We start from the raw sequence: 14,963 nt of genomic DNA, 5'->3' as shown, positions 1-14,963 counted from the left end.
TCGCAGGTCAACGCATGTTGCGAGCGTCGCGGCACCACTCTTTACACTCCCTCGCACGCATCGGGTTCTGGCAAGGGGTGAGAACGGTCACGCGCAGGCGCTCAAGGCGTCAGCGAGGCGCTCGAGTACGGAGTCGGCCTGCTCCTCGGTGATGACGAGCGGCGGCAGGAGCCGCAGCACCGCGTCGTGCCTGCCACCGAGTTCAACGAGCAGACCGCGCCGCAGACACTCCGTTCGCACCCGTCCGGCCAGCGCGGACGCGGCCGGCCGGGTCCCGAGGTGGTCGGGCTCCGCGTCGGGTTCCACGAGTTCGACGCCGAGCATCAGCCCGCGGCCGCGGACGTCGCCGATCGCGGGGTGGGCGAGCGCCTCGAGACCCGTGCGCAGCTGAGCGCCGATCTTCTCGGCGTGCCGCGGCAGGTCGTTCTCCCGGACGAACCGGAGAGTCGCCGTTCCGGCCGCCATCGCCAGCGTGTTGCCACGGAACGTGCCGGCGTGCGCGCCTGGCGCCCAGACGTCGAGATCGTCGCGGTAGACGACGACCGCGAGCGGCTGTCCGCCGCCGATCGCCTTCGAGGCGACCACGACGTCCGGGACGATCCCCGACCGCTCGTGCGCCCACATCGTGCCGGTGCGGCCCACACCGGTCTGCACCTCGTCCACGATCAGCGGGACGCGATGAGCCTGGGTCACCGCGCGCATGCGCCGGAGCCAGTCGTCCGGTGCGGGAATCACGCCGCCCTCGCCCTGCACGACCTCCAACAGCATCGCCGCCGGCGTCAGCACCCCGCTGTTCGGGTCGTCGAGCAGACGCTCCACGTAGGAGGCGGCCGCGTGGGCTCCCAGGTCGCCGCCGAGCCCGAGCGGGCAGCGGTACGCGTACGGGTAGGGCAGCCGGGTGACGTCGAGCGCAGGGGCGCGTCGGCCGGTCGTGCCGCCCGACGCGGTGAGCGCCGCCAGCGTCATTCCGTGGTACGCGCCGGTGAACGCCGCGACGCCGCCCCGGTCGGTGGCGATCTGGGTGAGCTTGAGCGCCGCCTCGACCGCGTCGGTGCCGGCCGGACCGCAGAACTGGACCTTGGCCCGCTCGGCGAACCTCGCCGGGAGGGTGGCGAACAGCTCGGTGGTGAACGCGTCCTTCTCGGGCGTCGCGAGGTCGAGCGTGTGCAGCGGGCGGCCGGCGTCGATCGTGCGGCGCAGCGCGTCGACGACGACCGGGTGGTTGTGGCCGAGCGCCAGCGTGCCCGCACCGGACAGGCAGTCCAGATAGGTCCGCCCGTCGGCGCCGTACACCGTCATGCCCTCGGCGCGGACCGGGACGATCGGAAAGTGCCGGGCGTAGGTACGGGCGGAGGATTCCCGAGCGGTCTGACGGTTGCGGATGCCGGTGTCGTCGACCCTGCTGAGCACGGTCATGGTGAGGGGACTTCCCTGAGGTGAGTGACCACGTTGGACTTAGGTGAGGCTTACCTCATCGAAAGTTCGAGAGATCGTCAACTCGACTCGCCGGACGCGGGATCGCCGGACGCGTCAGCGCCGCCCGCCACGCCGGGGGCTGGCCCAGGAACGCCGGCATCGCGAACTCGAACCCGTACGCCCCGGCGTTCGGGAAGATCAGCAGATCACCGGCTCGGACCCGGCCGACGGTGACGTCACGCGCGAGCACGTCCTCCGGGGTGCAGAGCTCGCCGGACACCGTGACCCGGGCCCGTTCGGCGCTCGGACGAGGTAGGCCGAGCGGCCAGTCGTCGATCGGAACGACCGCGAAGTTGTGCCGGATCTCCCAGGACGTCGGCAACTGGAAGTGGTTGATCCCGCCGCGGACGACGACGAACACCTCGCCGTAGGCGTGTTTCACGTCGACGACCTCGGTGGCGTACCAGCCGATCGGGCCGGCCATCCAGCGGCCGGGCTCGAGGATGAGCTCGGTCTCGTCAGGCACGTCCAGCGCCGCCCCGAACGCCGCGACGTCGAACTCGGGACCGGGCTCGAACGGGATGCCCAGGCCGCCGCCGACGTCGATCGTCCGCAGCTCGAGCCCGTGCGCGTCCGCGGTGCGGACGGCCCAGTCGACCGCGCCGCGGACGTACTCCGCGTGCCGCTCCGCGTCCATGTTGCCGCTGACCGCGTGCAGGTGGAAACCCTGGAAGCGGACGCCGGGGAGGGACTCGAGGGCGCGCAGCGCGGCTGGGATTTCCGGCTCCGGGATGCCGAACGGGCTGGGAACTCCGCCCATCGTGAGGCCGTGGGTGTGCTCGATCTTGAGCGGTGAGTGGGCCGGGTTGACGCGGAGGGCCACGGGGATTTCGGTCGTCGGGGCGTGACGGACGGCAGCGCGGGAGAGCCGGTGCAGCTCGAGGATGCTTTCGACGTTGATGGTGATTTCGGTGTCGTCCTGCGTGTCCGGGGCTTCGAGGAGGCCCGCGAGCAGCGTGGGGTTCTTCGCCGGGCCACTCACGACGAGGCGGGGGGTCTTCCCCGCCCTCCGCGCGGCGGCGATCGCGAGGCGAGCCTCCGAAACCGAGGCGACCTCGAACCCGTGCAGGGCCTCGGCCAGCGTGTTGAGCAGCGGAGGGAACGCGTTGGCCTTGACCGCGTAGAAGACCTCGGCCCGCGGCGGAAGCGCGCGAACCAGGCGCTCGGCCCGCTCGTTGGCAGCGGCGAGGTCATAGAGGTAGCCGCCGACCGGCTCACCGGAATTACGCGAGGCGAGCGCCGCGGCCCGCACCGCAGCGGGTACCGCGTCGACCGGCAGAGCGTCCGCACCCTCGAACGAACGGGGCAGTTCCACCGTTGTCCTTTCGTTCCACTGGATCCGACGGCAGGCTACGCGAAGGACGACAGTTCGGACGCCCCACGTTCGAGGTGGCCCGAAGGGCAAGGCCCGAGGTGGCCCGAGGGCCAAGGCCCGAGGTGGCCCGGAGGGCGAGCATCGGTGAGTCAGGATGGTGAAGTGAGCCCGGACAACACGAAGCCACGCTGCGGTGCCGCCACTCGTTCTGGTCAGCCGTGCCAAAATCCGGTGACCCGCCTCGGCGAACGGTGCAGCCTCCACCAGGGCCGGCCCGCGGTGTTGGGCCCGGCAGGTGCGTCCGAGGTTCCGCCGCCTGCGGCTGTTGCGGGTGGGGAGGCCGCCGGCGACAAACCTCCGGCCAAGGCTTCCCGCGGCAAGGGTTCCAGGGGGAAGGACTCGAGCGGGACGGCCTCGGGCGGGAAGGTTTCGAGCGCGGACGCTCCCGAGGCTCCAGGCCGGAAAGCTCCCAGCATCAAGACTTCGCGCGCAAAAGCTCCCAGCGGCAAGACTTCGCGCGCGGACGCTCCAAGCGGCAAGGCCTCGCGCGCGGAAGCTTCTGGGGAGGCGCCGCACGCGGAAGCTCCTGGCGGTGAGGCGCCCCGCGGAGCTACCGGTGGCGAGCCCTCGGCCGGGGGCGCTGCCAGCGGCACGGCTCCGCGCGGGGAGACTCCCAGCAGTACGGCTTCGAGCAAGGTCCCCCGCCGCAAGCCTTCGCGCCGTAAAGCCCCCAGCGGCGATGCACCCGGCGCCGACACCCCGGGCTCCAACGCCCCGAGCACGAATGTTCCGGGCGCAGATGCCCCTAGCGCAGATGCCCCTAGCGCAGATGCCTCCGGCGGCGAGGTCCTCAGCCGCAGGGTTTCTGGCGGCGCGGCGCCTAGCGGTGAAGGGCCGACCAGGGGGGCACCTGGCGGCCAAGCTCCCCACAGCGAAGCTCCCGGTGGCGAGGCTTCTGGCGGCGAAGGGCCGGGCGAGGAAGCTTCTGGCGGCGATGCCCCCGCCCGCGAAACCTCGAGCGGCGAAGCCCTCGGCCGCGAAGCTCCAAGCAGCGAAGCCCCCGCCCGCGAGACTTCGAGCGGCGAAGCTACTGGCCGCGAAGCATCAATCAGCAAAGCTTCAAGGGGCGAAGCTCCTGGCCGCGAAGCTTCAAACGGCGAAACTCCTGGCCGCGAGACTTCAAACGGCGAAACTCCTGGCCGCGAAGCTTCAAGCGGCGAGGCTTCTGGCGAGGACGCGCCGAGCGCGGAGCCGTCTGGCGGGGACGCGCCGAGCGCGGAGCCGTCTGGCGGGGACGCGCCGGGGGCGGGGGCTTCTGGTGACGAGGCTTCCAGCGGTGACGGAGCGGGCGCGGAGGCGCGGGGTCGGCGTGGGCCGGGGCGTGGGGTGCGGCGGCCGGGGAGTTCGGCGCCGAGGCGGCCTGCCACCACACCCAGGAAGAACACTCGTCCGCGCCGGGTGTCGCCGCCCGCTGAGGCCCCGCCGCAGGACCTCATGCCTCCACCACGGCCACGCAAACCCGCTCGGCCCCGGACGGCGGTGGAACCACCCACTCCTGACCCCGCGTCCGAAACACCACCATCCGCCGACACCAACTCGGCATCTCCCGCCGACACCCCACCGGCGACATCATCACCATCTCCCACCGACGCCTCTCCGACCGCAGGCGCACCCGAACCACCCAAGGCCGCAGACGTACCAGGGTCCGCAGAAGTACCAGAGCCAACCGCAGCCGCAGGGGCACCACGGCCAACCGAAGACGCGGCGGCACCACAACCAACCGAAGCCGCGCCCGAGTCGGAGGCAACGGACGCCGTTAGCCGACCCGAAGCGACCACCGGCGACCCGGCCGGAGCGAAAGCAACCGCCGACACCCCTGCAGACAAAGGCCGCGCGGGCACCACCACAGCGCACGAAACGGCGAGCGAGCAGGGCTCAGGGCCGGAGCAGCCACAGACCGAGGAACCACGGGCCGACCAGCCGCAGACAGAACCACCGCGAACCGAACAGCCGCGGGATCCTCGCCTGGAGCGGGCCGCTGCTCGGTGTGCGTCGGCGATCAACAACGGGGCGATGGACGCCGTCGATGCGCTCGCGGTGCCTTACCTCGGCGAAGCCGGTTGGAACCAGCTCCGCGACGCCTGGCGCACGGAGAACTGTGTGCTGGTGGCGAAGGTCGCGCGCCAGGCGCTGCAGTCTCCCGTGCGGCTGCACGACGCCGCCGGCAAGCTCGCCGCTCAGGTCTGGAGCTGGCTGGGTCGGCCGTGGGTCGAGCAGATGATGGTGCGCGAGGTGGTGAAGCGGTTGCCGATTCTCGGGGAGTCCCAGGTGCGGCCGGTGGCGCGCGCGGTTCAGCTCGCGGGTATGCGGCTCTGCCACGCCCACGACAAGGACCTCACGCGGTGTCCGTGCTTCGCCGACCTGGTCGAGCACGAGGGCGAACGCCGACCCAAACAGCTCCTGGACGCCGCCCAGAAGGGCTGGACGGGCCTGTCCCGCCTCCGCTAGCACCAGCGGAGCCCCTGGCGCCGGCAGAACAGGCCCGCGGGCGCCAGCGCAGGCGGACGAGGCCCGCAGCCGCGACAAGCCCCCAGCCGCGACAAGCCCCCAGGCGCGACAGGCCCACAGGCCCACAGGCCCATAGACGCTAGCGCCGCAATACCTCAGCCACCCGAGTCGGCTCCCGGCCCAGCAACATCCTCAGCACCCGCGAGTTACCCACCAACCCGTACGCGTCGTAATACGTGAACATCGCTCCCAACGCGTCCCGCGCGTACCCCCGCAGACCCGTATCCAGGTACCAGTCGTTCACGTCCACCTGCTCGGCCCGCACCCCGAGCAACTCCGCCACCGCGGCCACCGACACCAGCTCCGGCCCGGCGAGCTGATAAGTCGCGTACGAATGCCCCGGCTCCACCAGCACCCGAGCCGCCACGAACCCCACGTCGAGCAGGTCGACGAACGCGAACTTCGCGTCGAGCGAATACGGCACCCGCAGCGCATCGCCCCGGACGAAATTCTGGGCGTAGGCGCACGGCTGGAGCACGGTCCAGTCCGCACCGGACGCGTACAGCAACTCCTCGCTCCGCGCCTTGGCCCAGTGGTGCGGCATCGCTTCGATCGCCGGGTGCAGCACCGAGTGGTACACCACCCGGGGCACCCCGGCGGCGAGGACGTTGGCTACCAGCTCGGGCTCGGCCGGATGGACGTTCGGCGCGATCACGTACACCGCTGACGCTCCAGTCAGCGCGGAAGCGACCTGCCGGGCGTCGGCCAAATCCACGGGCACCGTCTCGGTGGCCTCGGCCACCGAGCCCGGGCGCACCAGCGCCCGGGTCTCCACTCCTCGCGCGGCCAACGCCGCCAGCACCGCTCTTCCGGTCTTGCCTGCGGCGCCGGTCACCGCGATCACAGCACGTCCACGTCCGCGTGGGTACGGCCGCCGGCCAGGGCCGGGAAGCCCGGGCCCCGGTCGAAGAACGCTTCGGACGACGACGTGCGCGAGGCGCGGAGCGCGTCGGACGCTTCGACGTCGATCGAGCCGTCGGAGCCCAGCACCACCCCGTAGTCGTTCCGCGCGCCGGCGACCGACACCTTGCCCCACTCCAGGTCCCGCGCGACCTCGTCGTACGGCCGCTCGAACGGGTCGCCCCAGCCTCCGCCGCCGGTGGTCCGGATCCGGATCACCTCACCGGCACGCACCGGTTCGGAGTCGGCAAGCGCGTCGACGACCCGCTCGCCGGGGCCGCCCGGATCGATCACGACCTCGAACGGCCGGCCCGCGCGTCCGCCGCGCACACCCCAGCAGGCCAGCAGCGCCCGGTCGGCGATCGACATGAACGACGCATCGCGCAGCATCCGGATGTGCTTCTCGTACCCGAGCCCGCCGCGGTAGCGCCCGGCGCCGCCGGAATCGACGGCGAGGCCCAGCGATTCGACGACGAACGGCCAGCGCGCCTCGGCGAACTCGACCGGGATGTTCCGCGAGTCGGGGACGACGTGGATCGTGTCCTCGCCGTCGGCGTAGTAGCGGCCGCCGGAGCCGCCGCCGAGCACCTCACGCATCAGGTAAGGCTGGCCCTCGAAATCAGTTCCGTACACACCGGTGTAGCGGATCGTCTCCTGGTCGGCCGGCATGCGGCCGTCGACCGCTTTCGCCACCACCCCCGCCAGCACCCCCAACAGGCGCAGGATGACGAACGTCCGCGCGTTCGTCGGCGCCGGGAAGATCGGCGTGAGCAGCGTGCCGGGCGGCGGGAACTTCATCTCGATCAGCGGGATGACGCCCTCGTTGACGTCGAGCTCGGCCATCCGCTCCGGGGAGTCGGCGAGGTTGCGCAGGATCGGCGCCAGCCACTTGGCCAGGAAGTTGCCGTCGGAGTAGTTCGCGCAGTGGTTGATCGGGCCTTTGGCCTGCGGTGACGTCCCGGTGAAGTCGAGGATCAGCTTGCCGTCGGTCACGCCGTCGCCGGCCGAGACCTTGGTGAGCGTGATGCGCTGGGCGTGCAGCTTGGGCTCGTCGACACCGTCGTGCTCGGCGTAGTCCTCCCAGACGTACGAGCCGTCCGGGATCTTCGAGAGCAGCTCCTGCTGGAACACCCGGGTCGTGTTGGCCAGGATCGCGTCGAAGCAGGCCTCGACCGTCGAGCGGCCGTACCGCGCGAACAGCTCCCCGAGCCGCTGCGCGCCCATCAGGCAGGCCGAGCACTCGGCGTCGAGGTCAGCGGCGAGCGAGTCGGGCATCCGCGAGTTGCGGGTCATGATCTTGAGCGCGGCCTCGTTCGGCACACCGGCGTCCCAGAGCCGGATCGGTGGAACCATCAGGCCCTCTTCGAACACGCTCGTGGCCGCCGACGGCATCGACCCCGGCACGGCGCCGCCGATGTCGTCGTGGTGGCCGAACGCCTGCACGAACGCCACCACGGAACCGTCGTGGAACACCGGCACCGTGACGCAGAGGTCCGGCAGGTGTCCGATCCCGCCCTCGGACAGGTAGACGTCGTTGTGGAAGAAGACGTCACCTGGCTTCATCGAGTCGAGCGGGTAGTCGCGCGCCACCGGCTGCACCAGCGCCGAGTACGAGCGGCCGGTGAGTTTGCGCAGCTTGCGGTCGTGGATGCCGGCGCGGAAGTCGTGCGCGTCGCGGATCATCGGCGACCGGGCGGTGCGTCCGATCGCGGTCTCGACCTCGAGCTCGATCGCCGCGAGCGTGCCTTCGACGATTTCCAGGACGATCGGGTCGACGCTCATTTGCTGATCACCAGGTTCCCGTAAGAGTCGACAACAACGGTGAAGCCCGGGTGCAGCGGCACGGTCGAGCCGTACTCCTCGATGATCGCCGGGCCGCTTATCGTGTTGCCGGGGCTGAGGTCGGGGCGCCAGTAGATCGGCGTCTCCTGGTAGCCCTCGGCGGCGTCGAAGCACACCGGGCGGGTGCCGGTCGGGGCGGGAAGCTCCCCGGGTGACAGCGTGACCAGCTCCGGCCTACGGATCGGGCCGACGCCGGTGACCCGCAGGTTCACCCACTCGACCTGCTGCTCCGGCTTGTCCCGGAAGCTGTAGCCGTAGGTCTGCTCGTGCGCGTCGTGGAACGCCTCCCGGGCGGCGTCCAGGTCGAGCCCTTCGACCGGCACCCGCACCTCGAACGCCTGGCCGTAGTAGCGCAGGTCAGCCGTGCGCACGTACTGCTGCTCCGAGCGCGGGAACCCTTCGCCGTCGAGCGCGGCCGCGGCCTGCGTTTCGAGTGCCTCGAACGCCGACGCGACCCGGGACGGCTCCAGAGCCGAGTGCCGCGCCACCAGCGTCTGCACGTAGTCGTTCTTCACGTCGACGGTGAGCAGGCCGAACGCCGACAGGTTGCCCGGATCGCGGGGCACCAGCACCGACGCGCACCCGAGGATGTCGACGAGCCGGCACAGCAGCAGCGACCCGGAGCCGCCGAACGTCACGAGCGTGAAGTCGCGGACGTCCAGCCCACGCTTGACCGTGACCTGGCGCAGCGCGTTGGCCTGGTTCCAGGCCGAGATCTCCAGCACGCCTGCGGCGACCGAGGGCAGGTCGAGCCCGAGCGAGTCGCCGAGCTTCTCCAGACCGTCGCGAGCGGCCGGGACGTCGAGCGGAACCTCGCCGCCGAGCAGGTGCGGGGGGATCCGGCCGAGGACGACGTGCGCGTCGGTCACCGTCGGTTCGGTGCCGCCGCGCCCGTAGCAGAGCGGGCCGGGGTCCGCGCCGGCCGAACGCGGGCCGACCTTCAGCGTGCCCTCGCGGGACAGCCAGGCGACCGAGCCGCCGCCGGCGCCGACGGTCACGACGTCGATCATCGGGATCTTCGACGGGTACGCGCCGACGGTTCCCTCGGTGGTCAGCGTCGGTTCGCCGCCCAGAACCACGCTGACGTCGGTGGACGTGCCGCCGCCGTCACAGGTGAGCACGCGCTCGAAGCCGGCCGCCCCGGCCACGAGCGCCGCGCCGAGCGCACCGGCGGCCGGGCCGGACAGCACGGTGGTGATCGGCTGGTGCACGACCTCCTCGGCCGACAGCACGCCACCGTTGGACTTCATGACGTAGAAGGGGACGCCCTCCGGCAGCCGCGCCGAGATACCGCGCACGTACGCGCCGACCCTGGGCTTCACCGCCGCGTCGACGAGCGTGGTCATCGCGCGCTCGTACTCGCGGTACTCACGCAGGACGTCGCTCGAGAGCGAGACCACCGCGTCCGGGTGCTCCTCGGCCAGCACCTCACGCATCTTCAGTTCGTGCCGGGCGTCGGCGTAGGCGTGGAGAAAACAGACCCCGAGCGTGTCGACGCCCTGCGCGCGGAACCACCGCGCGACCTCGCGGGCCTGGGCCTCGTCGAACGGGCGGAGCTCGGCGCCGGTGTGGTCGAGCCGGCCGCCGACGGTCTTGACCAGGTCGGCGGGAACGATGCGGGGCGGCTTCACCCAGAAGTACGAGTTGCCGTAGCCGTCGGGGACGCTCTGCCGGGCGATCTCGAGCATGAACCCGAAACCCTCGGTGGTGATGAAGCCGAGGCGGCCGACCTTGCCCTCGAGCAACTGGTTCGTGGCGACGGTGGTGCCGTGCACGAACGCGGTCACCTCGCTCTCGTCCCCGATGAGGGAGAGCACTTTCCGGACGCCGTCCAAGAAGCCTTCGGCGGGGTCGCTCGGGGTCGACGGCGTCTTCGTCGTGACGAGACGACCGCTCTCCTCGTCGATCGCGACCACGTCGGTGAACGTGCCGCCCGTGTCGATGCCGATGCGCAGCCGTCGCGCCATGCGCCGCCTCCCCTGACTGGAGCTCTTCACCCGAATTCAACGGGCAAGATCCGCCAGGTTCGTCGTCAAGTTCTGCTAAGGCGGCAGGTCGTTACGTGGTGGCGGCTGCCAGCGCGGTGAGCGTCGAACCGAGTGGCGCGTCGATGCGGACCAGCGCGTGCTCGTCGCCCCGGGTCGGGCCCGAGTTGATGATCGCCACCGGGACACCGGCTTGTTTCGCCTGCACGACGAACCGGCGGCCGGAGTACACCGTCAACGAGGAGCCGAGCACGAGCAGCAGGCCCGCCTCGGCGACCGCCTGCTGGCAGCGCGCGACCCGTTCCTTGGGCACGCTCTCGCCGAAGAACACCACGTCGGGCTTGAGGACGCCGCCGCAGCCGGTGCAGTCGACGACCGTGAACCGGTCGAGGTGCTCCTCGGGCAGGTCGACGTCGCCGTCGGGGTTGACGGTGTCGGGGTCGAAGTCGTGCCCGAACCCGTCGTTCGCGGCGCGGAGACGGTCGTCGAGCTCGAGCCGGGGCGTGTGTTCCCCGCAGTCGAGGCAGATCACGTGGTCGAGCGAACCGTGCAGCTCGATGACGCGATCGGCCCCACCGGCCTGGTGGAGCCCGTCGACGTTCTGGGTGATGATCGACCCGACCAGGCCGTTGCGCTGCAGGGCCGCGACCGCGCGGTGGCCGTCGTTGGGTTCGGCGCGCGAGATCATGCGCCACCCGAGGAAGCTGCGCGCCCAGTAGCGACGCCGCGCGACGACGTCGCGGGTGAACGCCTGGTAGGTCATCGGGGTGTGGTTGCGCTTGAAGGCGCCGGACGGGCCCCGGTAGTCGGGGATGCCGGACTCGGTGGAGAGACCGGCGCCGCTGAGAACGACGACGTCGCCATCACGGACGAGCGTGATCAGGTCGGTGTCGGGGACCGTGAGCGTCACGGTTCCCATGGTGCCTCAGGGTCGGCCCTCCGGCTCGTGGAGAAGGAACCAGCGGTGGCCGGACGGGTCCACGATCACACCGGCGCGGCCGTACGGGCCGTCGGCGACCGGGCGGTCCAGCGTGGCACCGGCGGCGACGGCGCGCTGCGCGACCGTGTCGACGTCGCCGGCGGACCCGAGCGAGAGGTGCAACGTCACGCTGACGCCCCCCAGGCTCGGCGGCGCCTGCAGGCCCATCTCGGGGAACTCCTCGGCGAGGAACAGCCGGAGCGGGCCGATCTGCAGCGTCACGTGGCCGATCTTCCCGTCGGGCATGATCGTCGGCTCGTCCACGACCTCGGCGCCGAACGCCGCGACGTAGAAGTCGATCGCCCGCCGCCCGTCGACGACCGCCAAGTACGGGCTGAACTGCTTGATCGTGATCGGTAGCGTCATCAGATCCTCCTCGAACTGTTCGACGGCGAATTCCAGGAGCTCGTCGAGTCGGTCGTCCTCGATCGGAACCGGCCGGCCTTGACGGCGGGCGATCGGGCGGTCCAGCGCCTCACGCAACCGGCGTCGCAGCGCGTCGGCGAACTCCGGGTCCGGAGACTGCGGCGCGCCCGGGTCGCGAAGGGCGTCCAGCGGATCGGTCATGGCTGCTCCCCCTCCTCGTAGGCGACGCGGAACGCGGCTCTCGCGCGGACGATCAACGCCTCGGTGGCGTGCCTGGTCCGTCCCAGCAGGCGCGCGACCTCGGGAACCGGCAGGTCGTCGACGTAGCGCAAGGTGAGCGCGGCCCGGTTGGCCGGCCCGAGTCGTCGCAGGACCTCGCGGGCACGCAGCACGTCGAGCCGCGCGTCCCAGGGATCGTCGGGCCGTTCGACCACGTGCAGCGTGCGCTGTTCCCGCGCTTCTCTGCGCCAGTGGTCGACGAGCTTGTTCCGGGCCACCGTGATCAGCCAGGCCGCGGTGGGGCTGGTGCCCTGGCGCACCGCGGTGACCGCCGCGAGAAACGTCTCTCCGGTGAGGTCCTCGGCCACGGCGGTACTAACGCACCGGGCCCGCAGGTATCCGTACACCTCCGGGAGCACGCGGTCGTACAGCGCCAGCAGCGCGGCGCTGCGATCGGCGTACTCCGGTTCAGTGCTCACACGTGTTCATCGTTCGGAAGGCGGGAACTCCGACGGTCGGAATAGCTGTTGTCCGGTGACGAGTTGGGAGAAGCATGCCACTTACCGGTGAATACGAGCCGAGCCCGTCCGAATGGTCGCGTGAGCAGGCCGAGAAGTTCGAAGCCAGCGACGGCGCCGAAGCGAACACGATGCGCGGGGTGCCGATCATTTTGCTGACGTCGGTCGGCGCGAAGAGCGGCAAGCTGCGCAAGGCGCCGCTGATGCGGGTCGAGCACGGGGGCGAGTACGCGGTCGTGGCGTCGCTCGGCGGAGCGCCGAAGAACCCCGTCTGGTACTACAACGTGGTCAAGAACCCCCACGTCGAGCTGCGTGACGGCGCCGTGGTCAAGGACTACGAGGCGCGTGAGGTGCACGGCGCCGAGTACGACACCTGGTGGGAGCGCTCGGTCGCGGTGTGGCCCGACTACGCGGAGTACCAGAAGAAGACCGACCGGAAGATCCCGCTGTTCGTGCTGACCCCGATCGGGGCCTGATCCTTGGCTGCGGCCCGGTGCGTGACGCGCCGGGCCGCAGCCGTGCTCAGCGCAGGGTGCCGAACGCGTAGTCGGCCGCGGCGACCGCGTCCGGGTAGAGGTCGTCGGCCGAGCGGCCGTCGATGAGCTGCCGCCAGTTGTCGCGCGCGAGCACCCGCTGCACCGCGAGCACCTGCGCGGCCCGGAGTTCCGCGGCCAGCTCGCCCGCGTTCCCGGGCGCCGCGACGAGCGCCGCGGCCAGCGCGCGTTCGTCCTCGTCGGTGAACGCGGCCCGCCGCGCCGCCAGCGCCGGTGTCTCGAACACCAGCCGGTGGTACGCCAGCACCTCCGGTACGTCGTTGAGCCCGGTCACCGGATCGCGCCGCGTCAACCCGTCGACGAAGTGCCGGTGCAGTGCGCCGATCGGGTCGGCGCTCCCCCGCACCACCCGCGCCGCCTCCCCCATGTGGTCACCGATCCGGTGCAGCACCAGGTCTTCCTTGGTCGGGAAGTAGCGGAACAGCGTCGGCTTCGACACGTCGGCCGCGTCCGCGACGTCGGCCACCGACACCGCGTCGAACCCGCGCTCCAGGAAGAGGCCGATCGCGGTCGCGGAGATCGTGTCGTGCGTGCGCTGACGCTTGCGCTCCCGGAGCCCGGCCATCTCGGGAACGTACCCGGGGCTCAGCCCAGTGCGCGACCGCGGCCGGCCGCCTTGGCCCGGTAGAGCTGCTCGTCCGCGGTCTCGGTCAGCTCGTCGACCCGGTTCGCCGCGCCGGACGCGTGCCCGGCGCTGACGCTCACCCGCAGGCCGGGTGCGACCGCGTCCCACTCGTGGTCCGCGACGGCACGCACGATGTCGTCGACCCGGAAGCTGAACTCCGGGCGGCCCGACAGGTCGACGAGCAGCATGAACTCGTCGCCGCCGCGCCGGACCGCGAGGTCGGACGAGGTACGGACCGCCGCCTGCAGCACCGTGCCGATCACCTGGAGGACCTTGTCCCCGACCGCGTGACCGAACGTGTCGTTCACCGCCTTGAAGTGGTCGACGTCGACGAGCACGACCGCGAGCCGGTTCTGCCCACCACGCCCACGCAGCCGCGCCACGAAGCGGGTCTCGGCGTGCCGATTCGCGAGCCCGGTCAGGCCGTCCGCCAGTGCCTGCCGGCTCAGCTGCTCGCTCTCGCGCAGTACCCGCTCGGCCATCAACCGGGCCCGGGCCGCTCCCAGCCGTCCGAGCCGGTCCTGCCAGCGCAGGGAGGCCAGCCGGCGCGCGTACCCGGCCGCGGCGCCGTCGTCGGAGGCCGTCCGCGCGGCGAGGTACCAGGCCAGCGTCGTGATCGGTGACCGGTGCTCGTCGAGCAGGTCGGCGGCGCGCGTCGCCAGCTCGCCCGAGCGGATCGCCTCGCCCGCGTCGGCGGCACGCAGCGCGTCGGCGAGCAGGACGCAGGCGCGATACCCGTGCCAGGTGCTCTCGGCGAGCGCGTCCCACAGCTCGGTGCCCTCGTCGGCGCCGGACGTCGAGTCGACGACCGCGTCGAGGAAGTACTCCAGCGCGCGCACCTCGATCGCCCAGGCCGGCGGCAGCTCGGCGCGCTCGGCCGGGCTGGGCCGCGTCGCGTCCCGGGCCACCGCGCGGGCCCGTTCCCGCCGCCCCACCTCGATCAACGCGCTGACCAGCGCGGTCACGCCCTCCAGCCGGTTGACGACGAGCACCCGCCGGGAGTGGTCACCGACGTGCCGCGCCGACGCCGGCAGCGGCCGGGTGAGCGCGTCGCACGCCCGCTGGTACATCTCGTCCTCGAGCTCCCAGAGCCCGTACTGGTGGTACACGTTGCCGCACTCGACGAACGCGTTCGGCAGCTCCAGCGCGCGGAGCCCGAGCTCGTCCGGCTCGCTGTCGGCGATCTGCTCCAGGATCGCGACGGCTCGCGCGAGTCCTCCACCGAGGTCCTCGCCGGTGGCGCCACCCCCGTCGTCGAGGAACAGCGCACGCGACGCCAGCGCCAGCGCGATCAGGATCTCGTCGCCGAACTCCTCGGCGGCTCGCCGCATCGCGTCGCAGTTCGCGCGGACCTCGTCGGCCGGGTGGCCCTGCAGGCTCGAGTGGAGCACCTGGGCGTGCCGGAGGAGAACCTCGACCTCACTCCAGCCCGCGGCGACGGCCTGGTCGGCGAACCGGTCCACCACCTCGGGGCAGGGCGAGATCTGCACCTGCTCGATCAGCGCGTGGGCCTCGACGCGTGCGGCGAAACGATCAGCCGGAAGGGTCGCCGACGCCTCCACGATCCGATTCACCCGAACCACCCACGCCGCGACCCGATATCACCGTGCTGCCGG

12 protein-coding genes are annotated in these 14,963 nt (G+C 71.6%); 2 read left to right on the top strand and 10 right to left on the bottom strand.

From position 1 onward, the window contains the following. Positions 1–87: 87 nt before the first annotated feature. A complete protein-coding gene (locus tag CRYAR_RS02330) occupies positions 88–1,416 on the bottom strand; it encodes a diaminobutyrate--2-oxoglutarate transaminase family protein (RefSeq protein WP_035848095.1) in 1,329 nt (442 codons plus the stop codon). Positions 1,417–1,471: 55 nt separating this feature from the next. Beyond that, positions 1,472–2,791 (bottom strand): alanine racemase, encoded by a 1,320-nt coding sequence (locus CRYAR_RS02325; RefSeq protein WP_051569625.1) that lies wholly within the window; start codon positions 2,789–2,791, stop codon positions 1,472–1,474. Positions 2,792–4,864: 2,073 nt separating this feature from the next. Between CRYAR_RS02325 and CRYAR_RS02320 the strand changes: the two genes are divergently transcribed. Beyond that, a complete protein-coding gene (locus CRYAR_RS02320; protein WP_035848092.1) occupies positions 4,865–5,299 on the top strand; it encodes a hypothetical protein in 435 nt (144 codons plus the stop codon). Positions 5,300–5,438: 139 nt separating this feature from the next. Here the strand turns inward: CRYAR_RS02320 and CRYAR_RS02315 are convergent, their stop codons facing one another. The 6 genes from CRYAR_RS02315 to CRYAR_RS02290 all read right to left on the bottom strand — a co-directional run bounded on the left by CRYAR_RS02315 (position 5,439) and on the right by CRYAR_RS02290 (position 12,129). Then, positions 5,439–6,203 (bottom strand): SDR family oxidoreductase, encoded by a 765-nt coding sequence (locus CRYAR_RS02315; protein ID WP_051569624.1) that lies wholly within the window; start codon positions 6,201–6,203, stop codon positions 5,439–5,441. Continuing rightward, positions 6,200–8,041 (bottom strand): hydantoinase B/oxoprolinase family protein, encoded by a 1,842-nt coding sequence (locus tag CRYAR_RS02310; RefSeq protein ID WP_035848090.1) that lies wholly within the window; start codon positions 8,039–8,041, stop codon positions 6,200–6,202. Before CRYAR_RS02310 ends, CRYAR_RS02315 begins: the two co-directional genes overlap by 4 nt. After that, positions 8,038–10,068: a hydantoinase/oxoprolinase family protein gene (locus tag CRYAR_RS02305; protein ID WP_035848088.1), complete on the bottom strand. Its 2,031-nt coding sequence runs from the start codon at positions 10,066–10,068 to the stop codon at positions 8,038–8,040. The genes CRYAR_RS02310 and CRYAR_RS02305 overlap by 4 nt, the downstream gene beginning before the upstream one ends. 91 nt (positions 10,069–10,159) lie before the next feature. Further along, positions 10,160–10,996, bottom strand: coding sequence for an NAD-dependent protein deacetylase (locus CRYAR_RS02300; protein ID WP_245620375.1), 837 nt, complete (start codon positions 10,994–10,996; stop codon positions 10,160–10,162). A gap of 15 nt (positions 10,997–11,011) precedes the next feature. Then, complete coding sequence (locus tag CRYAR_RS02295) at positions 11,012–11,632, bottom strand: VOC family protein (RefSeq protein WP_051569623.1); 621 nt, start codon at positions 11,630–11,632, stop codon at positions 11,012–11,014. Continuing rightward, complete coding sequence (locus CRYAR_RS02290; RefSeq protein WP_035848084.1) at positions 11,629–12,129, bottom strand: RNA polymerase sigma factor; 501 nt, start codon at positions 12,127–12,129, stop codon at positions 11,629–11,631. Before CRYAR_RS02290 ends, CRYAR_RS02295 begins: the two co-directional genes overlap by 4 nt. Positions 12,130–12,203: 74 nt before the next feature. Here CRYAR_RS02290 and CRYAR_RS02285 point away from each other — a divergent pair, with 74 nt between their 5' ends. Further along, entirely contained in the window at positions 12,204–12,644 is a 441-nt protein-coding gene (locus CRYAR_RS02285; RefSeq protein ID WP_035848082.1) for a nitroreductase family deazaflavin-dependent oxidoreductase, read from the top strand. A gap of 46 nt (positions 12,645–12,690) precedes the next feature. On the opposite strand, the gene CRYAR_RS02280 is transcribed toward CRYAR_RS02285, so the two are convergent. Further along, a complete protein-coding gene (locus tag CRYAR_RS02280) occupies positions 12,691–13,287 on the bottom strand; it encodes a TetR family transcriptional regulator (RefSeq protein WP_035848080.1) in 597 nt (198 codons plus the stop codon). Positions 13,288–13,307: 20 nt separating this feature from the next. After that, the gene (locus CRYAR_RS02275) at positions 13,308–14,921 is read right to left on the bottom strand and encodes a GGDEF domain-containing protein (RefSeq protein ID WP_035848079.1); all 1,614 of its coding nucleotides are present in this window, start codon (positions 14,919–14,921) and stop codon (positions 13,308–13,310) included. Between the last annotated feature and the right edge of the window lie 42 nt (positions 14,922–14,963).

Source organism: Cryptosporangium arvum DSM 44712 (assembly GCF_000585375.1).
In the GTDB taxonomy this organism is placed as follows: domain Bacteria; phylum Actinomycetota; class Actinomycetes; order Mycobacteriales; family Cryptosporangiaceae; genus Cryptosporangium; species Cryptosporangium arvum.
This window is presented reverse-complemented; position numbering and strand designations above follow the sequence as displayed.

Bases quoted from the DNA above. Each gene is read 5' to 3' on its own strand.
- CRYAR_RS02295 (WP_051569623.1), bottom strand. From the start codon at position 11,632: ATGACCGATCCGCTGGACGCCCTTCGCGACCCGGGCGCGCCGCAGTCT.
- CRYAR_RS02320 (WP_035848092.1), top strand. From the start codon at position 4,865: ATGGACGCCGTCGATGCGCTCGCGGTGCCTTACCTCGGCGAAGCCGGT.
- CRYAR_RS02280 (WP_035848080.1), bottom strand. From the start codon at position 13,287: ATGGCCGGGCTCCGGGAGCGCAAGCGTCAGCGCACGCACGACACGATC.
- CRYAR_RS02285 (WP_035848082.1), top strand. From the start codon at position 12,204: ATGCCACTTACCGGTGAATACGAGCCGAGCCCGTCCGAATGGTCGCGT.
- CRYAR_RS02305 (WP_035848088.1), bottom strand. From the start codon at position 10,068: ATGGCGCGACGGCTGCGCATCGGCATCGACACGGGCGGCACGTTCACC.
- CRYAR_RS02310 (WP_035848090.1), bottom strand. From the start codon at position 8,041: ATGAGCGTCGACCCGATCGTCCTGGAAATCGTCGAAGGCACGCTCGCG.
- CRYAR_RS02330 (WP_035848095.1), bottom strand. From the start codon at position 1,416: ATGACCGTGCTCAGCAGGGTCGACGACACCGGCATCCGCAACCGTCAG.